The organism is Planotetraspora phitsanulokensis, assembly GCF_016863295.1.
Lineage (GTDB): Bacteria > Actinomycetota > Actinomycetes > Streptosporangiales > Streptosporangiaceae > Planotetraspora > Planotetraspora phitsanulokensis.
In genome coordinates this window covers 147,250-167,041 of the sequence record NZ_BOOP01000015.1, presented here as the reverse complement: position 1 = coordinate 167,041, position 19,792 = coordinate 147,250, and the positions used below count along the sequence as shown (strand labels likewise).

The 19,792-nt window shown below is 73.3% G+C and carries 19 protein-coding genes; 5 read left to right on the top strand and 14 right to left on the bottom strand.

Going from position 1 to position 19,792, the window contains the following annotated elements:
- Nucleotides 1-35: 35 nt before the first annotated feature.
- Nucleotides 36-1,214, top strand: a complete 1,179-nt coding sequence (locus tag Pph01_RS18465) for an allantoate amidohydrolase (RefSeq protein ID WP_204074383.1) — start codon at nt 36-38, stop codon at nt 1,212-1,214.
- Here the strand turns inward: Pph01_RS18465 and Pph01_RS18460 are convergent.
- Both Pph01_RS18460 and Pph01_RS18455 read right to left on the bottom strand, forming a co-directional pair.
- The gene (locus Pph01_RS18460; RefSeq protein WP_239116818.1) at nt 1,192-1,866 is read right to left on the bottom strand and encodes a response regulator; all 675 of its coding nucleotides are present in this window, start codon (nt 1,864-1,866) and stop codon (nt 1,192-1,194) included. The genes Pph01_RS18465 and Pph01_RS18460 overlap by 23 nt on opposite strands.
- Nucleotides 1,863-3,257, bottom strand: coding sequence for a sensor histidine kinase (locus tag Pph01_RS18455; protein WP_204074339.1), 1,395 nt, complete (start codon nt 3,255-3,257; stop codon nt 1,863-1,865). The genes Pph01_RS18460 and Pph01_RS18455 overlap by 4 nt, the downstream gene beginning before the upstream one ends.
- Nucleotides 3,258-3,506: 249 nt before the next feature.
- On the opposite strand from Pph01_RS18455, the gene Pph01_RS18445 reads away from it, so the two are divergent.
- Entirely contained in the window at nt 3,507-4,655 is a 1,149-nt protein-coding gene (locus Pph01_RS18445) for a carboxymuconolactone decarboxylase family protein (RefSeq protein ID WP_204074337.1), read from the top strand.
- Between the two features lie 120 nt (nt 4,656-4,775).
- On the opposite strand, the gene Pph01_RS18440 is transcribed toward Pph01_RS18445, so the two are convergent.
- From Pph01_RS18440 to Pph01_RS18430, 3 genes are all read right to left on the bottom strand, one after another.
- A complete protein-coding gene (locus Pph01_RS18440; RefSeq protein ID WP_204074336.1) occupies nt 4,776-5,567 on the bottom strand; it encodes a PhzF family phenazine biosynthesis protein in 792 nt (263 codons plus the stop codon).
- A gap of 11 nt (nt 5,568-5,578) precedes the next feature.
- Nucleotides 5,579-6,691 carry an acetate/propionate family kinase gene (locus Pph01_RS18435; RefSeq protein ID WP_204074335.1) on the bottom strand — a complete coding sequence of 371 codons (1,113 nt, stop codon included), beginning with the start codon at nt 6,689-6,691 and terminating at the stop codon, nt 5,579-5,581.
- Between the two features lie 139 nt (nt 6,692-6,830).
- Nucleotides 6,831-7,604: a class I SAM-dependent methyltransferase gene (locus Pph01_RS18430; RefSeq protein WP_204074334.1), complete on the bottom strand. Its 774-nt coding sequence runs from the start codon at nt 7,602-7,604 to the stop codon at nt 6,831-6,833.
- Between the two features lie 102 nt (nt 7,605-7,706).
- On the opposite strand from Pph01_RS18430, the gene Pph01_RS18425 reads away from it, so the two are divergent.
- Nucleotides 7,707-8,246, top strand: a complete 540-nt coding sequence (locus Pph01_RS18425) for a CGNR zinc finger domain-containing protein (RefSeq protein WP_239116817.1) — start codon at nt 7,707-7,709, stop codon at nt 8,244-8,246.
- A 25-nt stretch (nt 8,247-8,271) separates the two neighbouring features.
- Here the strand turns inward: Pph01_RS18425 and Pph01_RS18420 are convergent, their stop codons facing one another.
- Nucleotides 8,272-8,676: a DUF7144 family membrane protein gene (locus Pph01_RS18420; RefSeq protein WP_204074332.1), complete on the bottom strand. Its 405-nt coding sequence runs from the start codon at nt 8,674-8,676 to the stop codon at nt 8,272-8,274.
- Between the two features lie 187 nt (nt 8,677-8,863).
- Nucleotides 8,864-9,646: a PP2C family protein-serine/threonine phosphatase gene (locus Pph01_RS18415; protein WP_204074331.1), complete on the bottom strand. Its 783-nt coding sequence runs from the start codon at nt 9,644-9,646 to the stop codon at nt 8,864-8,866.
- A 56-nt stretch (nt 9,647-9,702) separates the two neighbouring features.
- Between Pph01_RS18415 and Pph01_RS18410 the strand changes: the two genes are divergently transcribed.
- Complete coding sequence (locus Pph01_RS18410) at nt 9,703-11,859, top strand: N-6 DNA methylase (protein ID WP_239116816.1); 2,157 nt, start codon at nt 9,703-9,705, stop codon at nt 11,857-11,859.
- Between the two features lie 40 nt (nt 11,860-11,899).
- Entirely contained in the window at nt 11,900-12,790 is an 891-nt protein-coding gene (locus tag Pph01_RS18405) for a serine/threonine-protein kinase (RefSeq protein WP_204074330.1), read from the top strand.
- 10 nt (nt 12,791-12,800) lie between these two features.
- Here Pph01_RS18405 and Pph01_RS18400 read toward each other — a convergent pair whose 3' ends face one another.
- The 7 genes from Pph01_RS18400 to Pph01_RS43355 all read right to left on the bottom strand — a co-directional run bounded on the left by Pph01_RS18400 (nt 12,801) and on the right by Pph01_RS43355 (nt 19,782).
- Nucleotides 12,801-13,901, bottom strand: coding sequence for a DUF2293 domain-containing protein (locus Pph01_RS18400; RefSeq protein WP_204074329.1), 1,101 nt, complete (start codon nt 13,899-13,901; stop codon nt 12,801-12,803).
- Between the two features lie 15 nt (nt 13,902-13,916).
- Nucleotides 13,917-15,056: a rod shape-determining protein RodA gene (gene rodA, locus Pph01_RS18395; RefSeq protein ID WP_204074328.1), complete on the bottom strand. Its 1,140-nt coding sequence runs from the start codon at nt 15,054-15,056 to the stop codon at nt 13,917-13,919.
- Entirely contained in the window at nt 15,053-16,186 is a 1,134-nt protein-coding gene (locus Pph01_RS18390; protein WP_239116815.1) for a penicillin-binding transpeptidase domain-containing protein, read from the bottom strand. Before Pph01_RS18390 ends, rodA begins: the two co-directional genes overlap by 4 nt.
- A gap of 93 nt (nt 16,187-16,279) precedes the next feature.
- Nucleotides 16,280-17,293 carry an agmatinase gene (gene speB, locus Pph01_RS18385; protein ID WP_239116814.1) on the bottom strand — a complete coding sequence of 338 codons (1,014 nt, stop codon included), beginning with the start codon at nt 17,291-17,293 and terminating at the stop codon, nt 16,280-16,282.
- A 91-nt stretch (nt 17,294-17,384) separates the two neighbouring features.
- The gene (locus Pph01_RS18380) at nt 17,385-19,016 is read right to left on the bottom strand and encodes a PH domain-containing protein (protein WP_204074327.1); all 1,632 of its coding nucleotides are present in this window, start codon (nt 19,014-19,016) and stop codon (nt 17,385-17,387) included.
- A complete protein-coding gene (locus Pph01_RS42805) occupies nt 19,013-19,504 on the bottom strand; it encodes a PH domain-containing protein (RefSeq protein WP_239116813.1) in 492 nt (163 codons plus the stop codon). Before Pph01_RS42805 ends, Pph01_RS18380 begins: the two co-directional genes overlap by 4 nt.
- Before the next feature lie 155 nt (nt 19,505-19,659).
- Nucleotides 19,660-19,782 carry a hypothetical protein gene (locus tag Pph01_RS43355; RefSeq protein WP_275412843.1) on the bottom strand — a complete coding sequence of 41 codons (123 nt, stop codon included), beginning with the start codon at nt 19,780-19,782 and terminating at the stop codon, nt 19,660-19,662.
- Nucleotides 19,783-19,792 lie beyond the last annotated feature (10 nt).

Genomic DNA, 19,792 nt, shown 5'->3' with positions numbered 1-19,792 from the left:
GGGCCGCCGTACAGGCCGAGGACGGCTTCGCCCGCATGTGGGCGGAGCTGCTCCCGGTGGGGCGGCACAGCGGGACCGGCGGCTACCGCCGCCACGCGTGGACGGCCGCCGACGCCGAGTGCCGCGCCTGGTTCGAGGAGCAGGCGCGCGCCAGAGGGCTCGCCTACGAGGTCGACAGGAACGGCAACCAGTGGGCCTGGTCGGGAGACCCGGCCGCCGGCGGCGCCGTCGTCACCGGCTCCCACCTCGACTCGGTGCCCGACGGAGGAGCCTTCGACGGCCCTCTCGGCGTGGTGTCGGCCTTCGCCGCGCTCGACCTCCTCCGCGAGCGCGGCGCGGTCGGATCGCGCCCGCTCGGGATCGTCAACTTCGGCGACGAGGAGGGCGCCAGGTTCGGCGTCGCGTGCGTCGGTTCGCGGCTCATGACCGGCGTCCTCGACGCGGACCGGGCGCGCGCCCTCACCGACGACGGCGGCGTGAGCCTGGCGGCCGCCATGGAGAAGGCGGGCCGCGACCCCTCGGCGCTCGGGCGTGACGAGGAACGGCTGTCGAGGATCGCGGCCTTCGTGGAGCTCCACGTCGAGCAGGGCAGGAACCTGGGCGACGCCCCGATCGGGGTCGCCTCCGCGATCTGGCCGCACGGCCGCTGGCGGTTCGACTTCCACGGGCAGGCGAACCACGCGGGCACGACGCGCATGGAGGATCGCCGCGACCCGATGCCGGCCTTCGCCGCCGCCGTCCTGGACGCCCGGGAACGAGCGCGGCGCTCCGGCGCGCTCGCCACCTTCGGGAAGGTCGTGGTCGAGCCCAACGGCACCAACGCCATCCCGTCGCGGGTCACCGCGTGGCTGGATTCCCGGGCCGCCGACCCCGCCGTGCTGGACGCGCTCGTGGCGGAGATCACCCGTGCGTCGGGGGCGGAGGTCGTCCGCGAGTCGTTCACGCCGGTGGTGGACTTCGACGGCCCGCTCCGCGACCGCCTGGCAGGGCTGCTCGGCGGAGCTCCCGTCCTGCCCACGGGCGCGGGTCACGACGCGGGCATCCTCGCCTCCGCCGTTCCCACGGCCATGTTGTTCGTGCGCAATCCGACGGGTGTCTCGCACTCGCCGGAGGAGCACGCCGAGCGGGCCGACTGCCTGGCCGGCGTCGCCGCCCTCGCCCGGGTCCTCGAGGACCTGCTGGCGGAGCCCGTCAGCCCGAGTCCCGCGCGGTGACCAGGCCCGACTCGTAGGCGAAGACGACGAGCTGTGCCCGGTCGCGCGCCCCGAGCTTGGTCATGGCCCGGCTGACGTGCGTCTTGGCGGTGTACGGGCTGATCACCATGCGCCCGGCGATGTCGTCGTTGTTGAGCCCGCGCGCGACCAGCGCGACCACCTCGCGCTCGCGCCTGGTGAGCATCTCCAGGGCCGACGGCCGGATGCCGTCCGGCGGGCGGGAGACGTACTCGCTGATGAGCATGCGCGTGATGGAGGGGGACAGGAGCGCCTCGCCGAGCGCGGCGACCCGGACGGCTCTCAGCAACTCCGCCGGCTCGGTGTCCTTGAGCAGGAACCCGCTCGCTCCCGCGCGCAGGGCCTGGAAGACGTAGTCGTCCAGGCCGTAGTTGGTGAGGATCACCACGTGCACGCCTTCCAGGCGTGCGTCGGCGGCGATCCGGCGGGTGGTCTCGATGCCGTCCATCCCGGGCATCTGGACGTCCACAAGGGCGACGTCCGGCAGGTGCTGCTGCGCCATCGCCACGCCCTGATGGCCGTCGCGGGCCTCGCCGACGACCTCGATGTCGTCCTCGGCGCTCAGAAGCGCGCGGAACCCGGCCCGGATGAGCGCCTGGTCGTCGACGAGGAGCACGCGGATCGCGCGGTTCACGCCGGCCCCTCGCCCACCGGCGCCCCCGGCCGCGTGCCGTTGCGTTCCGCGCCGATCCGCCGCGCACCGGCAAGGCCCGCTCCGGCGAGTCCCGCGCCGGGAGGGCCGGCGTCGGCGGGTCGAGCGCTGGGATGGTCGGCGTCGGCGGCTCCTGCGCCGGGATGGTCGGCGTCGGCGGGTCTTGGGCTGGACAGGGGCGCCTTGGTGAGCCCCGCGCCGTCAGGTCGTGACCCGTTCAGCGGGATCTCCGCGAGGACGGTGAAGCCTCCCTCCGCTCGGGCCTCGGCCGTGAGCGTCCCGCCGAGCGCGGCGACCCGCTCGCGCATGCCGGTCAGCCCGAAACCGGGCGTCGGGGCGTCGCCCGGCCGGGCCCTCCCGTCGTCGTCGACCTGGACGACCAGCTCGTCCGGCGAATAGCGGAGGCGGATTCGGGCCGTCGCGGGACCCGCATGCCGGGCGATGTTGGTGAGGGACTCCTGGACGATGCGGTAGACCGCCCGGTCGACGTCGGCGGGCAACGGCTGAGGCGTCCCGCTGACCTCGAGGTCGGTGGGCACCCCGGTCGCCTGGGTGCGTTCGGCCAGATCGGCGAGCCGGTCCACCCCGCCTCCCGCGGTCTCGTCGCCGGGGACGCGCAGCACCTCGAGCGTCGCCCGAAGCTCGCGCATGGCCTCTCCGCTCGCCTCCTGAATGGTGACCAGCGCGTCGGGCACCTCCTCGCCGCGCTTGCGCGCGAGGTGTACGGCCACGCCCGACTGGACTTTGATGATGGAGATGCTGTGGGTGAGCGAGTCGTGCAGTTCGCGGGCGATCCGCAGGCGCTCCTCGCCGGCTCGGCGCAGTGCGGTCTCCTCGCGGGTCCGCTCGGCCTCGATCGCCCGTTGCTCCACCTGCTGCAGATACGCCTGGCGGTGCCGGGCGACCACGCCCATCACGTTGGCGGCGACGAACCAGCCGAGGAGCAGGCCGGTGCGGTCGGCGATGTCGCGGGGCAGTGGCGGCGCGACACCCGGCGGCGGAGTGGCCGACAGCGCGACCGCCAGACTGCCTGCCAGGTGGATCACGCTGGCCACGATGGCCGGCACGCGGTGGCCCGCCCTCGCGGCGAAGCACACGGTGATCAGCACCGGGAAGGCCGCCGACGTGGTCGCTCCCCACTGCAGGAGATAGGTCAGCATGCCGACCGTGGTGACGGCGAGAGCCGCGAGAGGGGCACGGCGGCAGAAGGCGAGGCCGGCGGCTCCCACGACGATGGCGGCGTACCCGAGCGGCCCCGGCGCGGTGGCCACCGGCGCAGGAATGATCACGCCGCCGACCGCCAGCAGAGCCCCCACGCCGGCGGCGAGCCCGATGTCCGGGGCATGGGGGCGCAATCCGCGATCACCGTTCATGGTCGCACGATAATCCGCTTTCGGGGCTTCGGTCTTCCCCCCATGGGACCGATCCCGCACTACTTCCCGTGGAGTACGTCCTCCCGCCGGGGACCGTGGGGGAGTGGCGGACACGGCCTTCCCCCGTACGACGACACGGAGCGGCCGGGCGAGCAGCATCGATCAGGACACCGGCGCGCCGCCCATCGCCACCATGTGCCGCAGGCGAACCGCCGTCGCGCCGTACCTCAGGCACCGGAGGCACCTGACATGCCCACACCGTTCCGCTACGTCACCCCGACATCGACGGAGGCGGCGACCGGCCAGGTCGCCGAGGTCTACCGCCAGCTTGCCGACGACTTCGGCCTCGCCCGGATGCCGCTGTTCATGACCCTGTCGCCCGCACCCGATGTGCTGGCCGCGACCTGGGCCATGGTGCGTGAGTCGCTGGTCGCCGGTGAAGCCTCCAGGACGGACAAGGAGGTCGTGGCCGTCGCCGTGTCGCTGGCCAACCGATGTCCCTTCTGCGTCGACGCGCACACAATGCTGCTCCATGCGACCGGCGCCCACGAGCTCGCGGAGACGGTCGCGCGGGGCGGAACCCCGGCCGACCCTCGGCAGGCGCGGTTGCTCGCCTGGGCGATGGCCACCCGCACGCCTGAAGAGACCGGTCACGCGGAGCCGCCCTTCCCCGCCGGCCTCGCGGCCGAGCACATCGGGACCGCGCTGGCCTTCCACTTCGTCAACCGCATGGCGTCGGCGCTCCTGACCGACGACCTGCTCCCCGGCGGCGTCCAGCGGTGGCGGCTCGTGCGGCGGGCAGGCGGGCGTGCCGTGGCCCGCACCACCCGGCGGCGGCAGGAGCCGGGCCGGAGCCTGCCGTTGCTCCGGATGCCGCTGCTCCGGGTACCCATGGGTCCGGATCCGTCGGACAGTTCGGGTGCGTGGGAGGGCTCGGGTGCGTGGGAGGGCCCGGCCTCGTCGGACGGCTCGAGCTTCTGGGCGGGCCCGGCACCGGCGTGGACGGCGAGCTCATCGAGCGGCACGGCGATAGCCGCCGCGTTCGCCGCCCTTCGCGCGGCCGCGGGGAGCGGCGGGGCGCTGCTCGGCGCCGACGCCCGGCAGGTCGTCGAGGCCCAGGTCCGGGAGTGGGACGGCGCGCATCCGCCCCTCGCGGGCGGATGGCCGTCCGATCAGACGGCCCTCCTGCCCGAGGCCGACCGCCCCGCCGCCCGGCTGGCCCTGCTCGCCGCGGTCGCGCCGTACCGGATCGCCGACACGGACGTGGCCGCGTGGCGGTCCGTCACCCGGACCGCCACGCCGGACGGCGACGCCGACCTCGTGCGTCTGCTGGCGTACGGTGCCATCACGGCCGTGAACCACGTCGAGGCGGGGCTGAACAGGCCGGCCCGTGCATGATCACGAAGCACGGACGACGAGGTCAGCGCCGTGATCACCGAATCTGTGCATGATCACGGCAGGGGTTTGCGCAGGCCGGAGGGGTGTCGCCGAACCTGTGCGTGATCACGCTGGGGGTGATCACGCAGGGGGGATGGTGAGGTCGCCGGACCAGACGGTCACGGCGTGTCCGGCCAGTTCGACACGGTCCCCGCGCAGGGTGGTCCGCACGAATCCGCCGCGCTCGGAGAGTTGCTCGCCGACGAGGGTGTCGCGCCCGAACCTCTCCGACCAGTACGGCGAGAGCGCGCAGTGGGCGGATCCGGTGACCGGGTCCTCGGGGACGCCCGCCCGGGGGCCGAAGAAGCGCGACACGAAGTCGGCGACCGCGTGGTCGGAGGGGGCCGTCACCATGACCCCCCGGGTCTCGACTGTGCTCAGCCGGTCGAGGTCCGGGGCCATCGACCGTACGACGTCGGCGTTCTCGACCTCGACCAGGAAGTCGAACCGGCTGCGGCCGACCCAGACGGGCTTCACGCCGAGGGACTCCAGCAGGCCCTCGGGGGCCGGCGCCTGCTCCGGCCGCGAGGCGGGGAAGTCCATGGTGATGAGACCGTCCCCGCCCTGGTCGGTGGTCAGGACGCCGCTCAGGGTGGAGAACTCCAGGCGTCCGGAGGCGCCCAGGGAGTACAGGACGTGCGCCGTCGCGAGGGTGGCGTGCCCGCACAGCGCGACCTCGACCGCGGGCGTGAACCAGCGCAGCGAGCGGGGCCCGCCGTCCTGTTCGAGGACGAAGGCCGTCTCGGAGTGGCGCATCTCGGCGGCGACGGCCTGCATCCACTCGTCAGGCACCGGGGCCTCGAGGAGGCACACTCCGGCGGGATTGCCGTGGAAGGGCCGATCGCTGAATGAATCAACGGTGAAAAGGCGCATATTTGCGGATTCTACGAGTTCACGGCGGCCAGGGCTTCCCGCGCGACCTGCAGTTCCTCGCGGGTCTCGACCACCACGACGGGCACGCGTGCGCCCGGCGCGCTGACGAACCCGTCGGCGTCGAGGTTCCCGCGGACCGGAGGCTCGAGGCCGAGCAGTGCCAGCCTGCGGCACACGTCGTCGCGCACCTCGGGCTGGTCCCAGCCGATCTCGCCGGTGAAGACCAGCGCGTCGAGCCGGTCCAGATTGGTGGTGGCAGCGGCGATCTCCCTGGCGACCCGGTGGGCGAACACCTCCAGCGCCAGCGCGGCGGCCGGCTCCGGCGAGGCGACCAGGTCGCGAGTGTCACCCGACAGCCCGTCCGACAGCCCGAGCAACCCCGAAGCGTGCTCGAGCCCGTCTCTGAGCTCGTCGAGCGACAACCGTGAACCCGTGAGAAGCCAGAGCAGCATGCCCGGATCGACGCTGCCCGACCGTTTGCTCATCGGGACGCCCTCCAACGGGGTGAAGCCCATGGAGGTGTCCACACTGCGTCCTTCCCGGACCGCGCACACCGACGCCCCTCCACCGAGATGGGCGGCGACCATGTGCAACTCCCCGGCCGGCCGGCCGAGCAGTTGGGCCGCCGTCCTGGTGGCGTGGGCGTAGGAGAGCCCGTGGAAGCCGAACCTGCGCAGGCCGTACCGCCGGCGCCACTCGGAGGGGAGGGGATACGTCGCCGCCGCCACCGGAAGTCCAGCGTGGAACGCCGTGTCCGGGCACAACACGTGCGGCACCGAGGGGAGCGCGCGCCGGGCCGCCTCCACCAGCGCCAGCGCGGGCGGCACGTGCAGCGGCGCCAGGTCGGCGAACCCGCGCACCGCCTGCAGCACGCCGTCGTCGACGACCGTCGGGGCGACCACGGCGTCGCCGCCGTGCACGAGCCGATGCCCGACGAGTCCCACGGTCACCCGGCCGTCTTCCTCGTCGCCCGTGCGGCCGAGGAACTCCGCGATCGTGCGCTCCGCCGCCGCGGGGTCGGGGCTGCGCTCGCTGTGCTCGACGCGCAGCACCCGGCCGTCGCGGATCAGATGGAGGCGCAGGCTCGAGGAGCCGGCGACGACAGTGAGGACCACCGGAGTCATAGCTGCCGTCTCCCCTCGAGGCCCGGCCGCAAACGGCCCGGCTCCGGGCGATCGCCCGGCCCTGCACACAGTCCCGCGAGTCCCGCGGTCACCCGAGTCCCGCGGTCACACAGGTGCCGCGATCACCCGGTCACACGGGTCACGAGCGGATCGCGCACAGCAGGCGGTCGTTGCCCCGCTGCCACAACGTGCCGATCTCGCCGAAGCCCGCCTCCCGCAGCGCGTTCACGTGGGTGGACAGGTGCGCGGTCTCCGTCCCGTCGTGGTTCGAGGCGGAGGTACGGCTGTCGCGGGCGGAGTTGACCTCCGCCAGCGCGGGGTCGGCGGCGATCGCGTCCCACCACTGCCGCCAGTCCTCCGGGCGTCCCTCCGCGAAACGCCGCCGCTCCTCCATCTGGTGCACAGCGACCTCGAGCCCGCCGATGCCGGGCATCGTGTCGCCGACCCCGAGGTGGTCGCCGTTGAGGAACAGGCCGCCCGGCCGCAGCACGCCCGCGAGTTCCCTGTAGGCCGCGCGCAGGTGGTGTTCGGGCAGCCAGTGCAGCGCCGTCGTGCTCACGGCGGCGTCCGCGGGCCGGTCGAGTCCGAGGCCCGCGGACCATCCCGGGGTCCGCAGGTCGAGGTCGGCGAAACGCAATCCGGCGGTGTCGCCGTACCGCGCCCGGCCGAGCGAGAGCAGCAGCGGGTCGGTGTCGACGGCGACGACGGTGGCCCGGGGAAGGCGGTCGAGCAGCCGGGCCGACAGGGAGCCGGGGCCGCATCCGAGGTCGATCACCAGAGGGTCGGGCCGCCCGGCCCCCGCCTCGACGGCGTCGATCAGCGCGGTGAACCTCTCCTCCCGGTCGGGAAGGTAACCCTCCTGCTGGCGGTCCCAGCGGTCGATCCAGTCCCGTGCCACGTCGAAGGTCAGCATGCGACTCTCCTTGTAACTGTCTTATATGCTTTTGGCAGTCACAACATAGACGGAGAGTCGGTAACTGGTCAAGTGAACTTCAACAGTCACACAGATGGAGTGGTGGCCATCGCCGTCGGGCTGGTCAACGCGCTGACCGCCGGTGAGCTCCGCGGCAGGCCGTATCCGGCCCCCGACGGCGACGAGCGGGCGGCCGCCGCCACGGAGGCCCTCCGGGCCGGCGGGCGGCGTTACGCCGAGGTGGCCGCCGACGAGGCGGCCGAGCTGACCCGCGTCGCGGCGGCGCTGCGTGTGGTCTTCGAGGCCGTGGCGCGCGGCGACGCCGACGCGGCCGCGGGGCAGGTCAACACGCTGCTGAAGGAGACGGACGCTCGCCCGCACCTCGACAGGCACGATGGCGAGCCCTGGCACCTGCACTTCCACGGGGCCGGCGGGACCCGGGCGAACGACTGGGCGGCGAGTTGCGCGACGGCGCTCGCCGTCGTGCTGGGCGGCGAACTGTTCGACCGGCTCGGGGTCTGCACGGCGCCGCACTGCGACCGCGTCTACGTCGACACCTCGCGCAACGGGACGCGCAGGTTCTGCTCGACCGCGTGCCAGAACCGGGTCAAGACGGCGGCCTTCCGCGCCCGCAACGCGTGAGCGGGACGGGTCTGGCGGTGCGTTCTCAGCCTGTGGCGTTCCGGGGGGCCACGATCAGGCCGTAGATGACGAGCACGCACAGCGCGATGGAGACGATGGACCACACGGGGTAGGCCGAGAGGAACGCCAGGTGCACGATGGCGATGAGGAACGCGAGGGCGATCCCGGCGGCCCTCGCCCACATCTGGCCGACGGCGATGCCGAGGCCCACGGCGACCTGGACGAGTCCGAGGAGCAGGATGATCCATCCCCATGCGGTGAAGTCGAAGACCAGGATCTTCTCGGTCGTCACCAGGAAGTACTCGGGCCGGATCAGCGCGGTCAGGCCTTCGATCACGTTGTAGACGCCCACCAGCACGGTCAGGACGGCGGCGAAGTCCAGCCAGCCCGACCGCGTGGTCTTCCTCTCCGACGCCCAGGTGCCGAGCATGCGCACTCCCTTTCGCCCGGTGATCGAGCCCCCGATTTGGCGAGACCCCTTAATGCGGTGATATTCCGCATCGATTACTGAACGTAACGGGTCAACGACAAAATGCGAGCAAAGACGGCACCTTGGCCGGGTGGGCGCGCCTCGCCCGTACGGCCGCCATCGGGGCCGGCCGTACGGCGGGGGGTCGTCACGAGGGTTGGGAGCCGTCGCCGTTCTGGTTGTCGTGGCCCGTGTCGTACGCGGGGTCGAACGCGATGTCGGCGACGATGCAGGTGATGTTGTCGGGCCCGCCGCCCTCGTTGGCGAGCTCGATCAGGCGGCGGACGGCCTCGGCGGGCTCGTCGATCGCGGTCAGCACCTGGTGCAGCGTCTCCGGCTCCAGCACGGCGGTCAGCCCGTCCGAGCAGAGCAGGTAGCGGTCTCCCGGATGCGCGTCGCGCAGGGACAGGTCGGGGTCGGCCAGGCCGCTCGTCTCCAGCGCCCGCAGCAGCAGCGACCGGTTCGGATGCTTGGCGGCCTGATCGGGGCTCATGTGACCGTCGTCGACCAGCGACTGCACCAGGGTGTGGTCGCGGGTGATCTGGTAGAGCCCGCCGTCCCGCAACATGTACGCCCGGGAGTCGCCGACGTGGGCGACCGCGAACCGGCTCTCGCCGTCCCACAACATCGCGGTGATCGTGGTTCCCATCCGCTCCAGGGTGGGATCGTGCTCGGCCAGCTCGCTGAGGCGGCGGGCCGCCTCCCGCACGCCGCCCTCCAGCGTGGTGATGAGATCCCCGGGGGGCGTGCCGTCGTCGATGGCGGACAGCGCCTCGATCGCCGCGGCGCTGGCGACGTCCCCGTGGCCGTGGCCGCCCATGCCGTCGGCGATGGCGAGCAGGTGCTCGCTCGCGTACACCGAGTCCTCGTTCTTGGTACGGGACCGCCCGATGTCCGATCCAGCGGCATACCGAATGCGGTTGTGCGTCATGGTTTCGAGTAAATCATTGGTTGAATCACTTCACAAGCGTAGATATTCTGGGCCGCATGAGCCTCGATGCGACGGTTAACGCGGGTGACATCGCACGGATGGCCGACGTCGGACGGGCCGCGGTGAGCAACTGGCGCCGCCGTTACGACGACTTCCCCGAGCCCGTCGGCGGAACGACCTCCAGTCCGCTGTTCTCCCTGCCGGAGGTCGAGGCCTGGCTCAGGCGGAACAACAAGACATTCGAGGTGTCCGTCGCCGACAGGGTATGGCAGCGGCTCAGGACTTCGGCCGACGACCTGCACTTGGGAGACCTGCTCGGCCAGGCGGGGGCGTTCCTGCTCTACACGCTCCGGGAGCCGGACGGCCTGCGCAGGCTCGCCGGAGGCCCCGGCCTGCCCGCACGGCTGGCGGAGGCCGTCGCCGCCGCGACCCCCGACCTGCCGGTCAGGCCGGGCGCGCCCGGTCACGCGGACGGCCGGGCGGAGATCTGGGCGGAGGACGCCGGCCTGATCGGCCCGCTCGGCGAACTGGCGGCCGCACACGGGCCCGCCGAGGCGTTCGAGTTGCTCTGTGAGCGCTACGTGGAGGCGCACAGCCGCCGGCTCTCAATCACGCGGACGGACGTGGCGGAGCTGATGGCCCGGCTGGCCTGCTCTGAGGGGGGATCGGTACTCGACCCGGCCTGCGGCATGGGCACCCTTCTCCTCGCGGTCAAGGAGGCACGGCGGGGAAGGAGCGACGCCGCGCCGCCCGGCGGTGAGCCGGTGGACGAGCCTGTCGCGCCGGGGAGCCCCTCCCTGCCCGGCCAGGAACCCCGGCCGCGGAGCCAGGATCCCACGCTGCCCGGCCCCGGCGCCATGTCACCGGGCGAAGCCGTCCACGAGACCCACGAGACCCACGAGTCCCGGAAGGCCCCGCGCGCCCCGGAGCTTCTGGGCCAGGACTCGGGGGAGACGGTCGCCCTGCTCGCCACGCTGCGTCTGCTGCTGCGCGGGGAACACGCGCGGGTCGTCGCGGGGGACTCACTCAGGGACGACGGCTTCCCCGGCGCCCTGGCCGACGCCGTCGTCTGCGATCCGCCGTTCAACGAACGGGCGTGGGGGCACGAGGACCTGGTCGGAGATCCACGCTGGACCTACGGCATGCCGCCGCGCGGCGAGTCCGAGCTCGCCTGGGCGCAGCACTGCCTCGCACATGTCCGGCCCGGCGGCCTGGTGGCCGTCCTGATGCCCGCCGCCGCCGCGAGCCGCAGGTCGGGCAGGCGCATCCGGGCCAACATGCTGCGCGCCGGCGCCGTGCGCGCCGTCTTCTCCCTGGGCGCGGGCGGTCCCGACCTGTGGCTGCTGCGCCGTCCCGAGCCCGGCGAGCGGCAACCTGTGACCGTCCTGGTGGCGACGGCGGGCGACGACCTGACGCTCGTGGAGTCCGCCTGGGCGGCCCACCTGACCGGGGCCGAGCCGCCCGGCGAGAGCCGTACGGTCGGGATCGTCGACCTCCTCGACGACGAGGTGGACCTCAGCCCGGCGCGGCACCTGTCCCCGCGCGGCGACGCCGGCGACTTCCCCGCCGCCCGCGACCGGTTCCGGGACGCCTCGGCGGCGCTGGTGGCCGTGGCGGCCGGAAGCCTGGGCGATCTGGACGCGCCCGGCGACGCCGCGGGATGGGACTCTCCGCCCGCGACGCTGGCGGAGCTGGTCAGGGCGGGCCTGGTGACCGTGCGGCACTCGACGCTGAAGGCGGCGGACGAGGATGGTCCCGACGAGGGCGCCCTCCCCGTGCTCACGGCCGAGGATCTGGCCCGTGGCGGCCCGCCCACGGGCACGGCGGCTCCCGAGGACGGCCTGGTGACGATCGCCGACGGCGACGTGGTGGGCTCGGCGATGACGGCCCGGGTGATCGGCAGCGGAGGAGCGGTGCTGGGGCCGCAGCTCACGCTCTTCCGGGTGGATCCCACGCGGATCGACCCGGAGTTCCTGGCCGGATTCCTCCGGTTCGCCACCGCAGGGCGGCCACACCTCGGCTCCAGCCGGGTGGACGCCCGCCGGGCGCGGGTCCCGCGCCTGTCCCTCGCGGAGCAGAGCCGGTACGGCCAGGCGTTCCGGCGGCTCCTCGACCTGGAGGACGGCCTGCGGGAGGCGGCCGCGGCGGGGGAGGCGCTCGTGCGGCTGGGAGTGGAGGGGCTCGCCGCGGGTCACCTCCGGCCTGGTAGTTGAAAGGTGTAGCTTTGCCCCGGAAAGGCCGACTGGAGGGTGCATGGTCATCGGCGACCGTTACGAGCTTGACGACCTGCCCCTGGGCCAGGGCGGCATGGGGGCCGTCTACGGAGGTCACGACCGGCGGCTCGACCGGAGGGTCGCGGTCAAGTTCCTCCGCCTGCCCGGCGGGCCCGACGACGAGCTGGAGCGCCGTTTCATCCGGGAGGCGCGCATCCTCGCACGGCTCGACCACCCGGGCGCGCCGGTGCTCTACGACTTCGGGACCTACGAGCAGCGGCTCTTCCAGGTCATGCAGTTCATCGAAGGGGTGACGGTCGCCGATCTCGTCAGCGAGCACGGCCCGCTCCCCGTCCCATGGGCGGCCGCGATCGCCGCCCAGGCCTGCGCGGTGCTCACCGCCGCGCACGCGCTGTCCATCTGCCACCGGGACCTCAAGCCGACCAACCTCATGCTCTGCCCCGACGGCAGCGTCAAGGTGCTCGACTTCGGACTCGCGATGCTCCGTGAGGGCGAGTCCGCCCAGTTCACCCGGGTCGGTCAGATCCTGGGGACTCCGGCGTACATGTCGCCCGAGCAGATCGAGCGCGGGGTGGCCGACCCGAAGAGCGACCTCTACGCGCTCGGCTGCGTGCTGCACGAGATGCTGACCGGAAGGCAGCTGTTCACCGGGCCCACGGAGTATGCGGTGTTCGACAAGCAGGTGAAGGAGCGACCGCCGCGCGTACCGGGCGTGCCGTCCGACCTGGACCGGCTGATCGCCGAACTCCTGGAGAAGCACCCGGACGACCGGCCGCCGGACGCCTACACCCTCTACCAGCGGCTGCAGCCCTTCGCGGTCGACCTGCCCATGTTGCCGGGCTTCCTGGACCAGTCGTCGGTCCCTAGCCCCGGCCGGATGTACGCGAGGATGGTCGGCCGCGTGCGCTGAGACGCCGTCGTCAACGCCGTGGAGCGCTCCGCCAGCCCGTCAGGACCTCGTCGACGCGGGAACGGATCCGGTCACGCGCCTCCATCCGGGGGACGCCGGACATCAGCAGGCGGTCGTAGTCGGTGTCCAGGTGGCGCACGCTCGCGACCACCGCGAGCGTGATCGCGTTCTCGTCGAGGACGCGGGCGGCCGCCGTCCTGCCGACCCGGCCGCTTCCGCGCTGCCCGGCGTGGAGGGCGACGGACTCCGCTCGATCCGGCGGGCACCCGGGGAACAGCCGGAGGATCTCCGCGGCCATGGCCGCCTGGAACGTCACGTCCTCGCCGGCACGCCGCTCCCGGTCGCGCTCGCGGCGGCGGAGCCGCACCTCCTCGTCGGCGAGGCACCGCTCCTCGGCCAGCGCGAGCGCCGCCTCCTCGACGAGGATTCCGAGCCGCTCGTAACGCTTGCGCCGCCGGTTGAACCGGACGACGACGGCCGACAGGCCGCTGCCCTTCTTGGCGCGGCGGCTGAGCGCCGCGTCGCCCGCGGGAAGGAAGAGCAGGTGGTCCATGTCCGCGCAGGTCAGGCAGAACGGCCGGTCCGCCTCCGTGATCATGAATCCGGCCGGGTCAGCCGCCCGCTCCCCGGCCCGCACCGCGTCCACCCGCGTCGTGGCCCCGCAGCCGGCGCAGGTCCACGACTCGGCCGGTGCGACGGCCGTCAGGTCCGGCGCGCGGTTCTGCCGTTCCTCGAGACGACGGCGGGCCGCATCGCTCATGTCCGGTGACACCCAGTGGACGCGGAACGCGCGCTCCAACTCCTCGCTGCCCGAGGTCGTGAAGCGCAGCGGCCGCCGGTCCCGGTCCGCGGAGATGTATGCGGCCTCGCCTGGGATCAGGCCGCCGCCGACCGCCCAGTCCCGCAGGTGCTCGATCGCCTCCGCCATGCGCGAGGCGTCGACCGCCGCCAGTCGTTCCAGGTCACCCGCCCGTCCCTGCCGCCAGGTGTCCACATCGGGGCCGCGCAGCCAGCGCAGGCCGGTCAGCACGTCGAGGGCCGTCACATGTTTCCGGGTGGCCAGCGCGATCTCCGCGGCCTCCGCCACCCGGCTGCCCAGCTTGCTCCGCATTCCCCCAAGCCTGCCCTACGGCGCGGGCTCGCGAGCCCGCTTGACGGCGTCCAGCAGGCCGACGGCCGCGAAGGCCGCGATGACGGCGGAGCCTCCGTACGAGACGAACGGGAGCGGCAGGCCCGTGATCGGCACGATGCCGAGCGTCATCCCCATGTTCACGAAGGACTGGAACGCCAGCCAGCAGACCACTCCGCCTGCCAGCACCGTGCCGTACGCGGACGCGCTGACGGCCGTGATCCACAGGCCCCGCCACAGCAGCAGGGTCACCAGCAGCACGATGGACGCGGTCCCGAGGAAACCGAGCTCCTCTCCGGCCACGGTGAAGATGAAGTCGGTGTGCTGCTCGGGGACGAAACGACCGGCGGTCTGCCCGCCCTGGAACAGGCCGGTCCCGAACACCTCGCCCGAGCCGACCGCGATGCGCGACTGGGTGGCGTGATAGCCCGAGCCCAGGGGATCGGCCTCGGGATGGATCAGGACCGACAACCGTCGCAGCTGGTAGGGGCGGACGAGGTCGAGCCGCCACATCAGCGCGAGGACAAGGCCGCCCAGCGCGGCGATCCCGGCGAGCCAGCGCATCCGCGCCCCGGACACCGTGATCATGCCGATCGTCACGGCCCCGAAGACGAGCGCCGTGCCGAAGTCGGGCTCCAGGGCGATCAGGATCACCGGAGGGGCCGCCAGCGCGAGGGCGAGGAGTACGGCCCGGCCGCCCGGCCGTCCGGCTTCGCGCCGCCCGCCCAGCACGCCGGCCAGCGCGAGGATCGTCGAGACCTTGGCGAACTCGGAGGGCTGGAACCCCAGCCCGGGCCCCAGCACGATCCACGCCTGCGAGCCGTTGACCGTACGGCCGAGCGGGGTCAGCACCGCGACCAGGGCGGCGAGCCCGAGCAGGTACACGGCCGGGACGTACGCCCTCAGGACCCGCGGCTCCGCCCGGGAGACGAGCCACATGAGGGCCAGCCCGAGACAGACGCTGAGCGCCTGCCGCTGGACGAGGACCGAGCCGGGGTCGGTCCGGGCGGCCGAGCTCAGGAGCAGCAGGCCGATCGCCGCGAGCGCCGCCGACGGAACCAGCAGCCCCGCGTCCAGGGGCGTGCGCGGGGCGAACGGCGCCGACCACGCCCGCAGGCCCGGCCCGGGGACGGTCATGTCCCGGAGGGGTCGGAGGCGAGGCGGGGGATGCCCTCCCGCAAGGCGCGCGCCGCTGTACCGGCCGCGTCGCGCCCGGACCACGGCACCACCACGACCACGACATACCGGGAAGGCCCGGCCGCGACGTAGCACGCCGACCAGGACGTGCCGGACCCGCCGTACGCATGGAGGGTCCTGCCCGGAGACGGGCTCGAGGACAGCGCGTGCCGTAAGCCGCGCATGGTCTCGGGGGAGACCGTCACATGGCCGTCGACGGGCGGGACGACCGCGTGCGCCACCGTGCCGTCCGGCCGCACCAGGCCGGTGGCCAGACGGGGGCTGAAGAGCGTGCCGCCGTTGACGGCGGCCGCGTAGGCCCTGGCGAGCTGGAGCGGGGTCACCAGGACGTCGTCCGCGCCGGAGGCCGGTTCCCGCTCCGGATGCCGCGCGGGGTCCGGGACGCTGCCGGCCGCCTCGTTCGGCAGGTCGATGCCGGTGCGTCTGCCGAAGCCGAACGCCGTCGCCGCGGCCGGCGAGGTGATCGCCCGAGCGGACCCGGGCGGGCGCCGCGCGACCAGGGCTCCGGAGGCGGGAAGAGCGCCGGTGTCCACACCCGCTGCGCCGCCGTGCCGCGCGGCCGTCTCCTGGCCCGCGTGGCCGGCGAGGGCGGCCACGCGTCCGGTCGAGGCCTCAAGCACGACCACCGCGCCGGCGGGGGCCCGGCCCGCCTTCGCCGCGCCGGAGGCGAGGGCCTGCTCGGCCAGGCGCTGGATCCGCGGGTCGATGCTGGTCGTGAGCGTGTTCCCCGGACGGGGCCCGCTCTCGCCCAGGACTCCGGTGACCGTCCCTCTGCTGTCGACGGCCAGCTTGCGCACGCCCGCGCGGCCCGCCAGTTCGGCGCGGTACCACGTCTCCAGGCCCAGCCCGACGAGGGCGCCGGAGCCCAGCGGGCGGCCGTCGGCGGCGAGGACCCGTCCCGCGGGCGCGGGCAGGGGAACCGTGCGGACGCGTGAGTCCGCCGCCGCCCTCGCGTAGTACGCGCCGTCGACAATCTGGAGGTGCCAGAGACGGCCGAGCACGCTCAGCATCATGGAGGAGACGACGACGGCCAGGAGCGCCACCCGCCCCCGGTGCACACCCCTACGCACGTCGCTCAGATCGACGTAGCGTGATCAGCCAGTCGCCGATCATGCGAGTAGTGTGCGGCACGGATTCCCGTAAATCAACCGCTTCCGGACGACTCAGCGGCCGTCGAGCAGGGGGCGCGAAGGGTCCCAGCGGGTGCCGTCCGCGGCGTCCCTGCGGCGGCGGGCGATGGCGGACAGGGCCTCGAGGACGACGCGGTTCCCCAGGTAGGCCGTGATCTCCGCGTGGTCGTACGGCGGGGCGACCTCGACGATCTCGACGCCCACGACGGGCAGCTCGTAACAGGTCCTCCGCACGGCGTCGAGCAGTTGACGGGCGGACAGGCCGCCGGGCTCGGGAGTGCCCGTGCCCGGGGCATGCCCGGGATCGCACACGTCGACGTCGACCGACAGGTAGACGCCGTCGCAGTCGTCGAGCGCGATGCCGTACGCCTCGGTGAGGCACGTGTCCAGGCCCCGGGAGACGATCTCGGTCATCTCATAGGAGCGCATCTTCTGCCCGGCCATCCAGTCGAGGATGTCGGGGCCCGGCCAGTAGCCGCGCAGGCCGATCTGGAGGAACCGGTCGCCGCGGATCGCCCCGGACTCGATCAGGCGGCGCATCGGCTGGCCGTGGCCGTGCAGATGCCCGAACTCGACGTCGCCGGTGTCCGCGTGGGCGTCGAAGTGCAGCATGGAGATCCGGCCGAAGCCGTGGTGGCGCGCGACGCCGGTGGCGTCGGGCAGGGCCACCGTGTGATCGCCGCCGAGCACGATGGGGATCGCGCCCGAGGCAGAGACGCGGGCGACCGCCTCCTCGATCGCGCGCAGGCTGCCCTCGATGTCGCCGGCGTAGGTCTCGACGTCACCGGCGTCGAGGACCTGGAGATCCTGGAGGGCGTCCACGCGGAGGGCCAGGCTCGGCCGGGATCCGTCGTGCGGGAGGTAGCAGGCCTGCCGGATGGCGCTCGGGCCGAAGCGTGCGCCCGGGCGGTGCGACGTCCCGCCGTCGAAGGGCGCGCCGACGATGACGACGTCCGCCCCGGCGTAGGTCTCCGCGTCCTCGAGGTCGCATCGGCCGACCCCGAGGAAGGTGACGTCAGGGCCGAACATCGGGCCGTAACGGGTCATCGGGCTCCTTCAGCGCCGGTGCCGCCCCGCGGGGTCCGGAGCCTTCCTGTCAGGTCCGGCGATGAGGCGGCGCCGTCATGGTATGTGACGTTCATCCGGAGACGAGGGGCTGTGCGACGTCCGGCGGCCCACCGGAGACCTGCGGCTCCGGCCTCGGCGTCCCCCCTGACACGAACGGGTCGAGCAGTCCGGGCGAACCGGCCGACGCGAGCCGGATCGCCTCGGCGAGCGCCACGTCCTGCACGCGGTACCCCTGGCGGCCCGCGGCGGTGGTGGCGGTCAGCGTGACGAGCCCGGCGCGACGCTGGAAGAACGAGCGCTCGATGTTCCAGCCGATGATCCCGTCGTACTCCAGGGCCACACGCCGGCGTACGAGGGAGCCCCACCGGGTGACCAGGTGACCGGCCACGAGCGCGTGCCCGAGGCTCCGGTACCGGTCGGCCGCGATCAGCGCGGTCACCGGCAGCAGGGCCAGACCGGCCACCCAGGTCCAGGCGGGCAGGTCCGACCACTCCCACAACACGAGGCAGACCACGATCCACGAGACGACCACGCCGAGGGCCCGGGTGAACCGGCGCCGCCTGGCCGCGGGGCCGTGCGGCACCAGCGGCCCGGAGACCGTGGCGGCGTCGCCGCCGAGCACCCGCACGGCCACGGACTCGGCTTCGCCCCGGGGAGCGGGCGGCAGGAGCATCGAGCCGCCTCGCTGGGCCCCCTGGCCGACCCGCAGCCCGGTCGTCACGGCGATCAGGCGGGCTCCCCGTACGGCACGCAGGAGCAGGGGCTCGCTGAACTCGAGCCCGCGCAGGCGCCGCTCCTCGATGGTGGTCGCTCTCGTGGTGATGAGACCACGGTTGACGTGCAGCGTCCCGCTGGAATGGCGGGTCAGCCGGAATCCCCAGAAGGCGAGGACGTACCCGAGCGTGGAGGCGACCGCGACGAAGACGGCCAGCACGAGGACGGCGGTCGCGATCTCCACTGGCAGGGAGAGGGATCCGAACCAGCCCAGAGTGGTCTTCACGGGCGTGATCTGCCCCAGGTTCACGTTCCCCTCGGACGCGAGCCGGGAGACGAAACCGGCGATGATGCCCACGGTGATGAGGCCGGAGAGCGTGAAGGGCCCGAACCGGATCCACTCGGGCCGCAGGGCCGCGAGCTCCGTCTCGACGCCGGCCTGCCACGGGATCGCGACCGGGGCGGCGGGGGCGTCCGCGGCAGGGCCCTCGGCCGTGGTGGCCGTGGCTGCCGTGGTGGCCGCGGTGGCCGTGCGGTTCTCGCGGTGCAGAAGCTCCACGCGCAGGTGGGCGGCCTCGGGAGCGCCGAGCGCGTCGAGCTTGAGCTCGCCGCCGCCCTTCCTGTCGGACCGGCCGGTGCCCACCTCGACCCGGGCCAGGCCGAGCACGCGGTGCAGGATGTTGGAGGTGACGTCGACCGTGCGGACCCGGTCGAGGGGCACGGTCAGCACCTTGCGGTGCAGCAGGCCCTTGCGCACCTGGACGTGCTCGGGCGTGATGCGGTAGGTGGTCGTGAACCAGCGCGTCGTGCCGAGCAGGACCGTGATCGCCACGCCGACCAGGCTCCACAGGGGGCCGTGGCCGCCGCTGCTCGAGCCGGCGACGAGGAGTCCGAGGAGGGCCGGTGCGGCCCGGACGACCTCCTGGATGGGGTGGATCACCAGCATCCGGGGGCTCAGCCGCCGCCAGTCGGTGACCGTCGCACTCACGTGGCATCACCCGCGGTCGCCTGGGCGTTGGCGGTGAGCTCGTCCACGAGCCGTTGCGCCGTCTCGCGGTCCAGCCCGCTGATGCGGACGGGCCCCGCCGCGGAAGCGGTCGTGACGGTGACGTTCGCCAGCCGGAACAGCTGCTCGAGAGGTCCCCGTGCGCTGTCGACGGTCTGGATGCGGGAGACGGGGGCGATCCGCCATTCCTGCCTGAACCAGCCCGACTGGGTGTAGACGGCCTCGGGGGTGGCCTCCCACCGATGTACCTGATAACGCCACAGCGGCATGACGACGACGTGCGCCGTCGCGAGGACGCCTGTGGCGACGAGCCCGGCCACGCGAAGAGGGACGTCACCGCCGTCGGCGATCAGCCAGACGACCTGGACGGCGATGAGGACCAGCCAGCCGACGGCGGCGTGGGCAGCCCAGTACCACCGGGCGGTGGGGCTCACCCGGTGCTGAGGGGGGCGGAGGGTCGTGGTTTCCACACCCTCAACTCTGCCCGAAGCTCCGCAACCAAGTCAGTGGGGGTGATCCTCTATTTTTCAGGACGAATGTCATATATCTGGAATCCCCGGTGCGGGCCCGCGAAGTGCCCGCGAGCCGGGCTCGCGGGCACTCCTGCTCCGGCTGGGATCGCCGGTCACTCGCCCTCGGTGGTACGTCTGTCCTTCTTGGCCTGCTTGATCGAGCGGGCCTCCTTGATGGCCGTCTTCTTCGCCTTCGCCGTGGACTTGGCGTGCTTCTTCTTCGGTGCCTCAGCCATAATTCCCCCG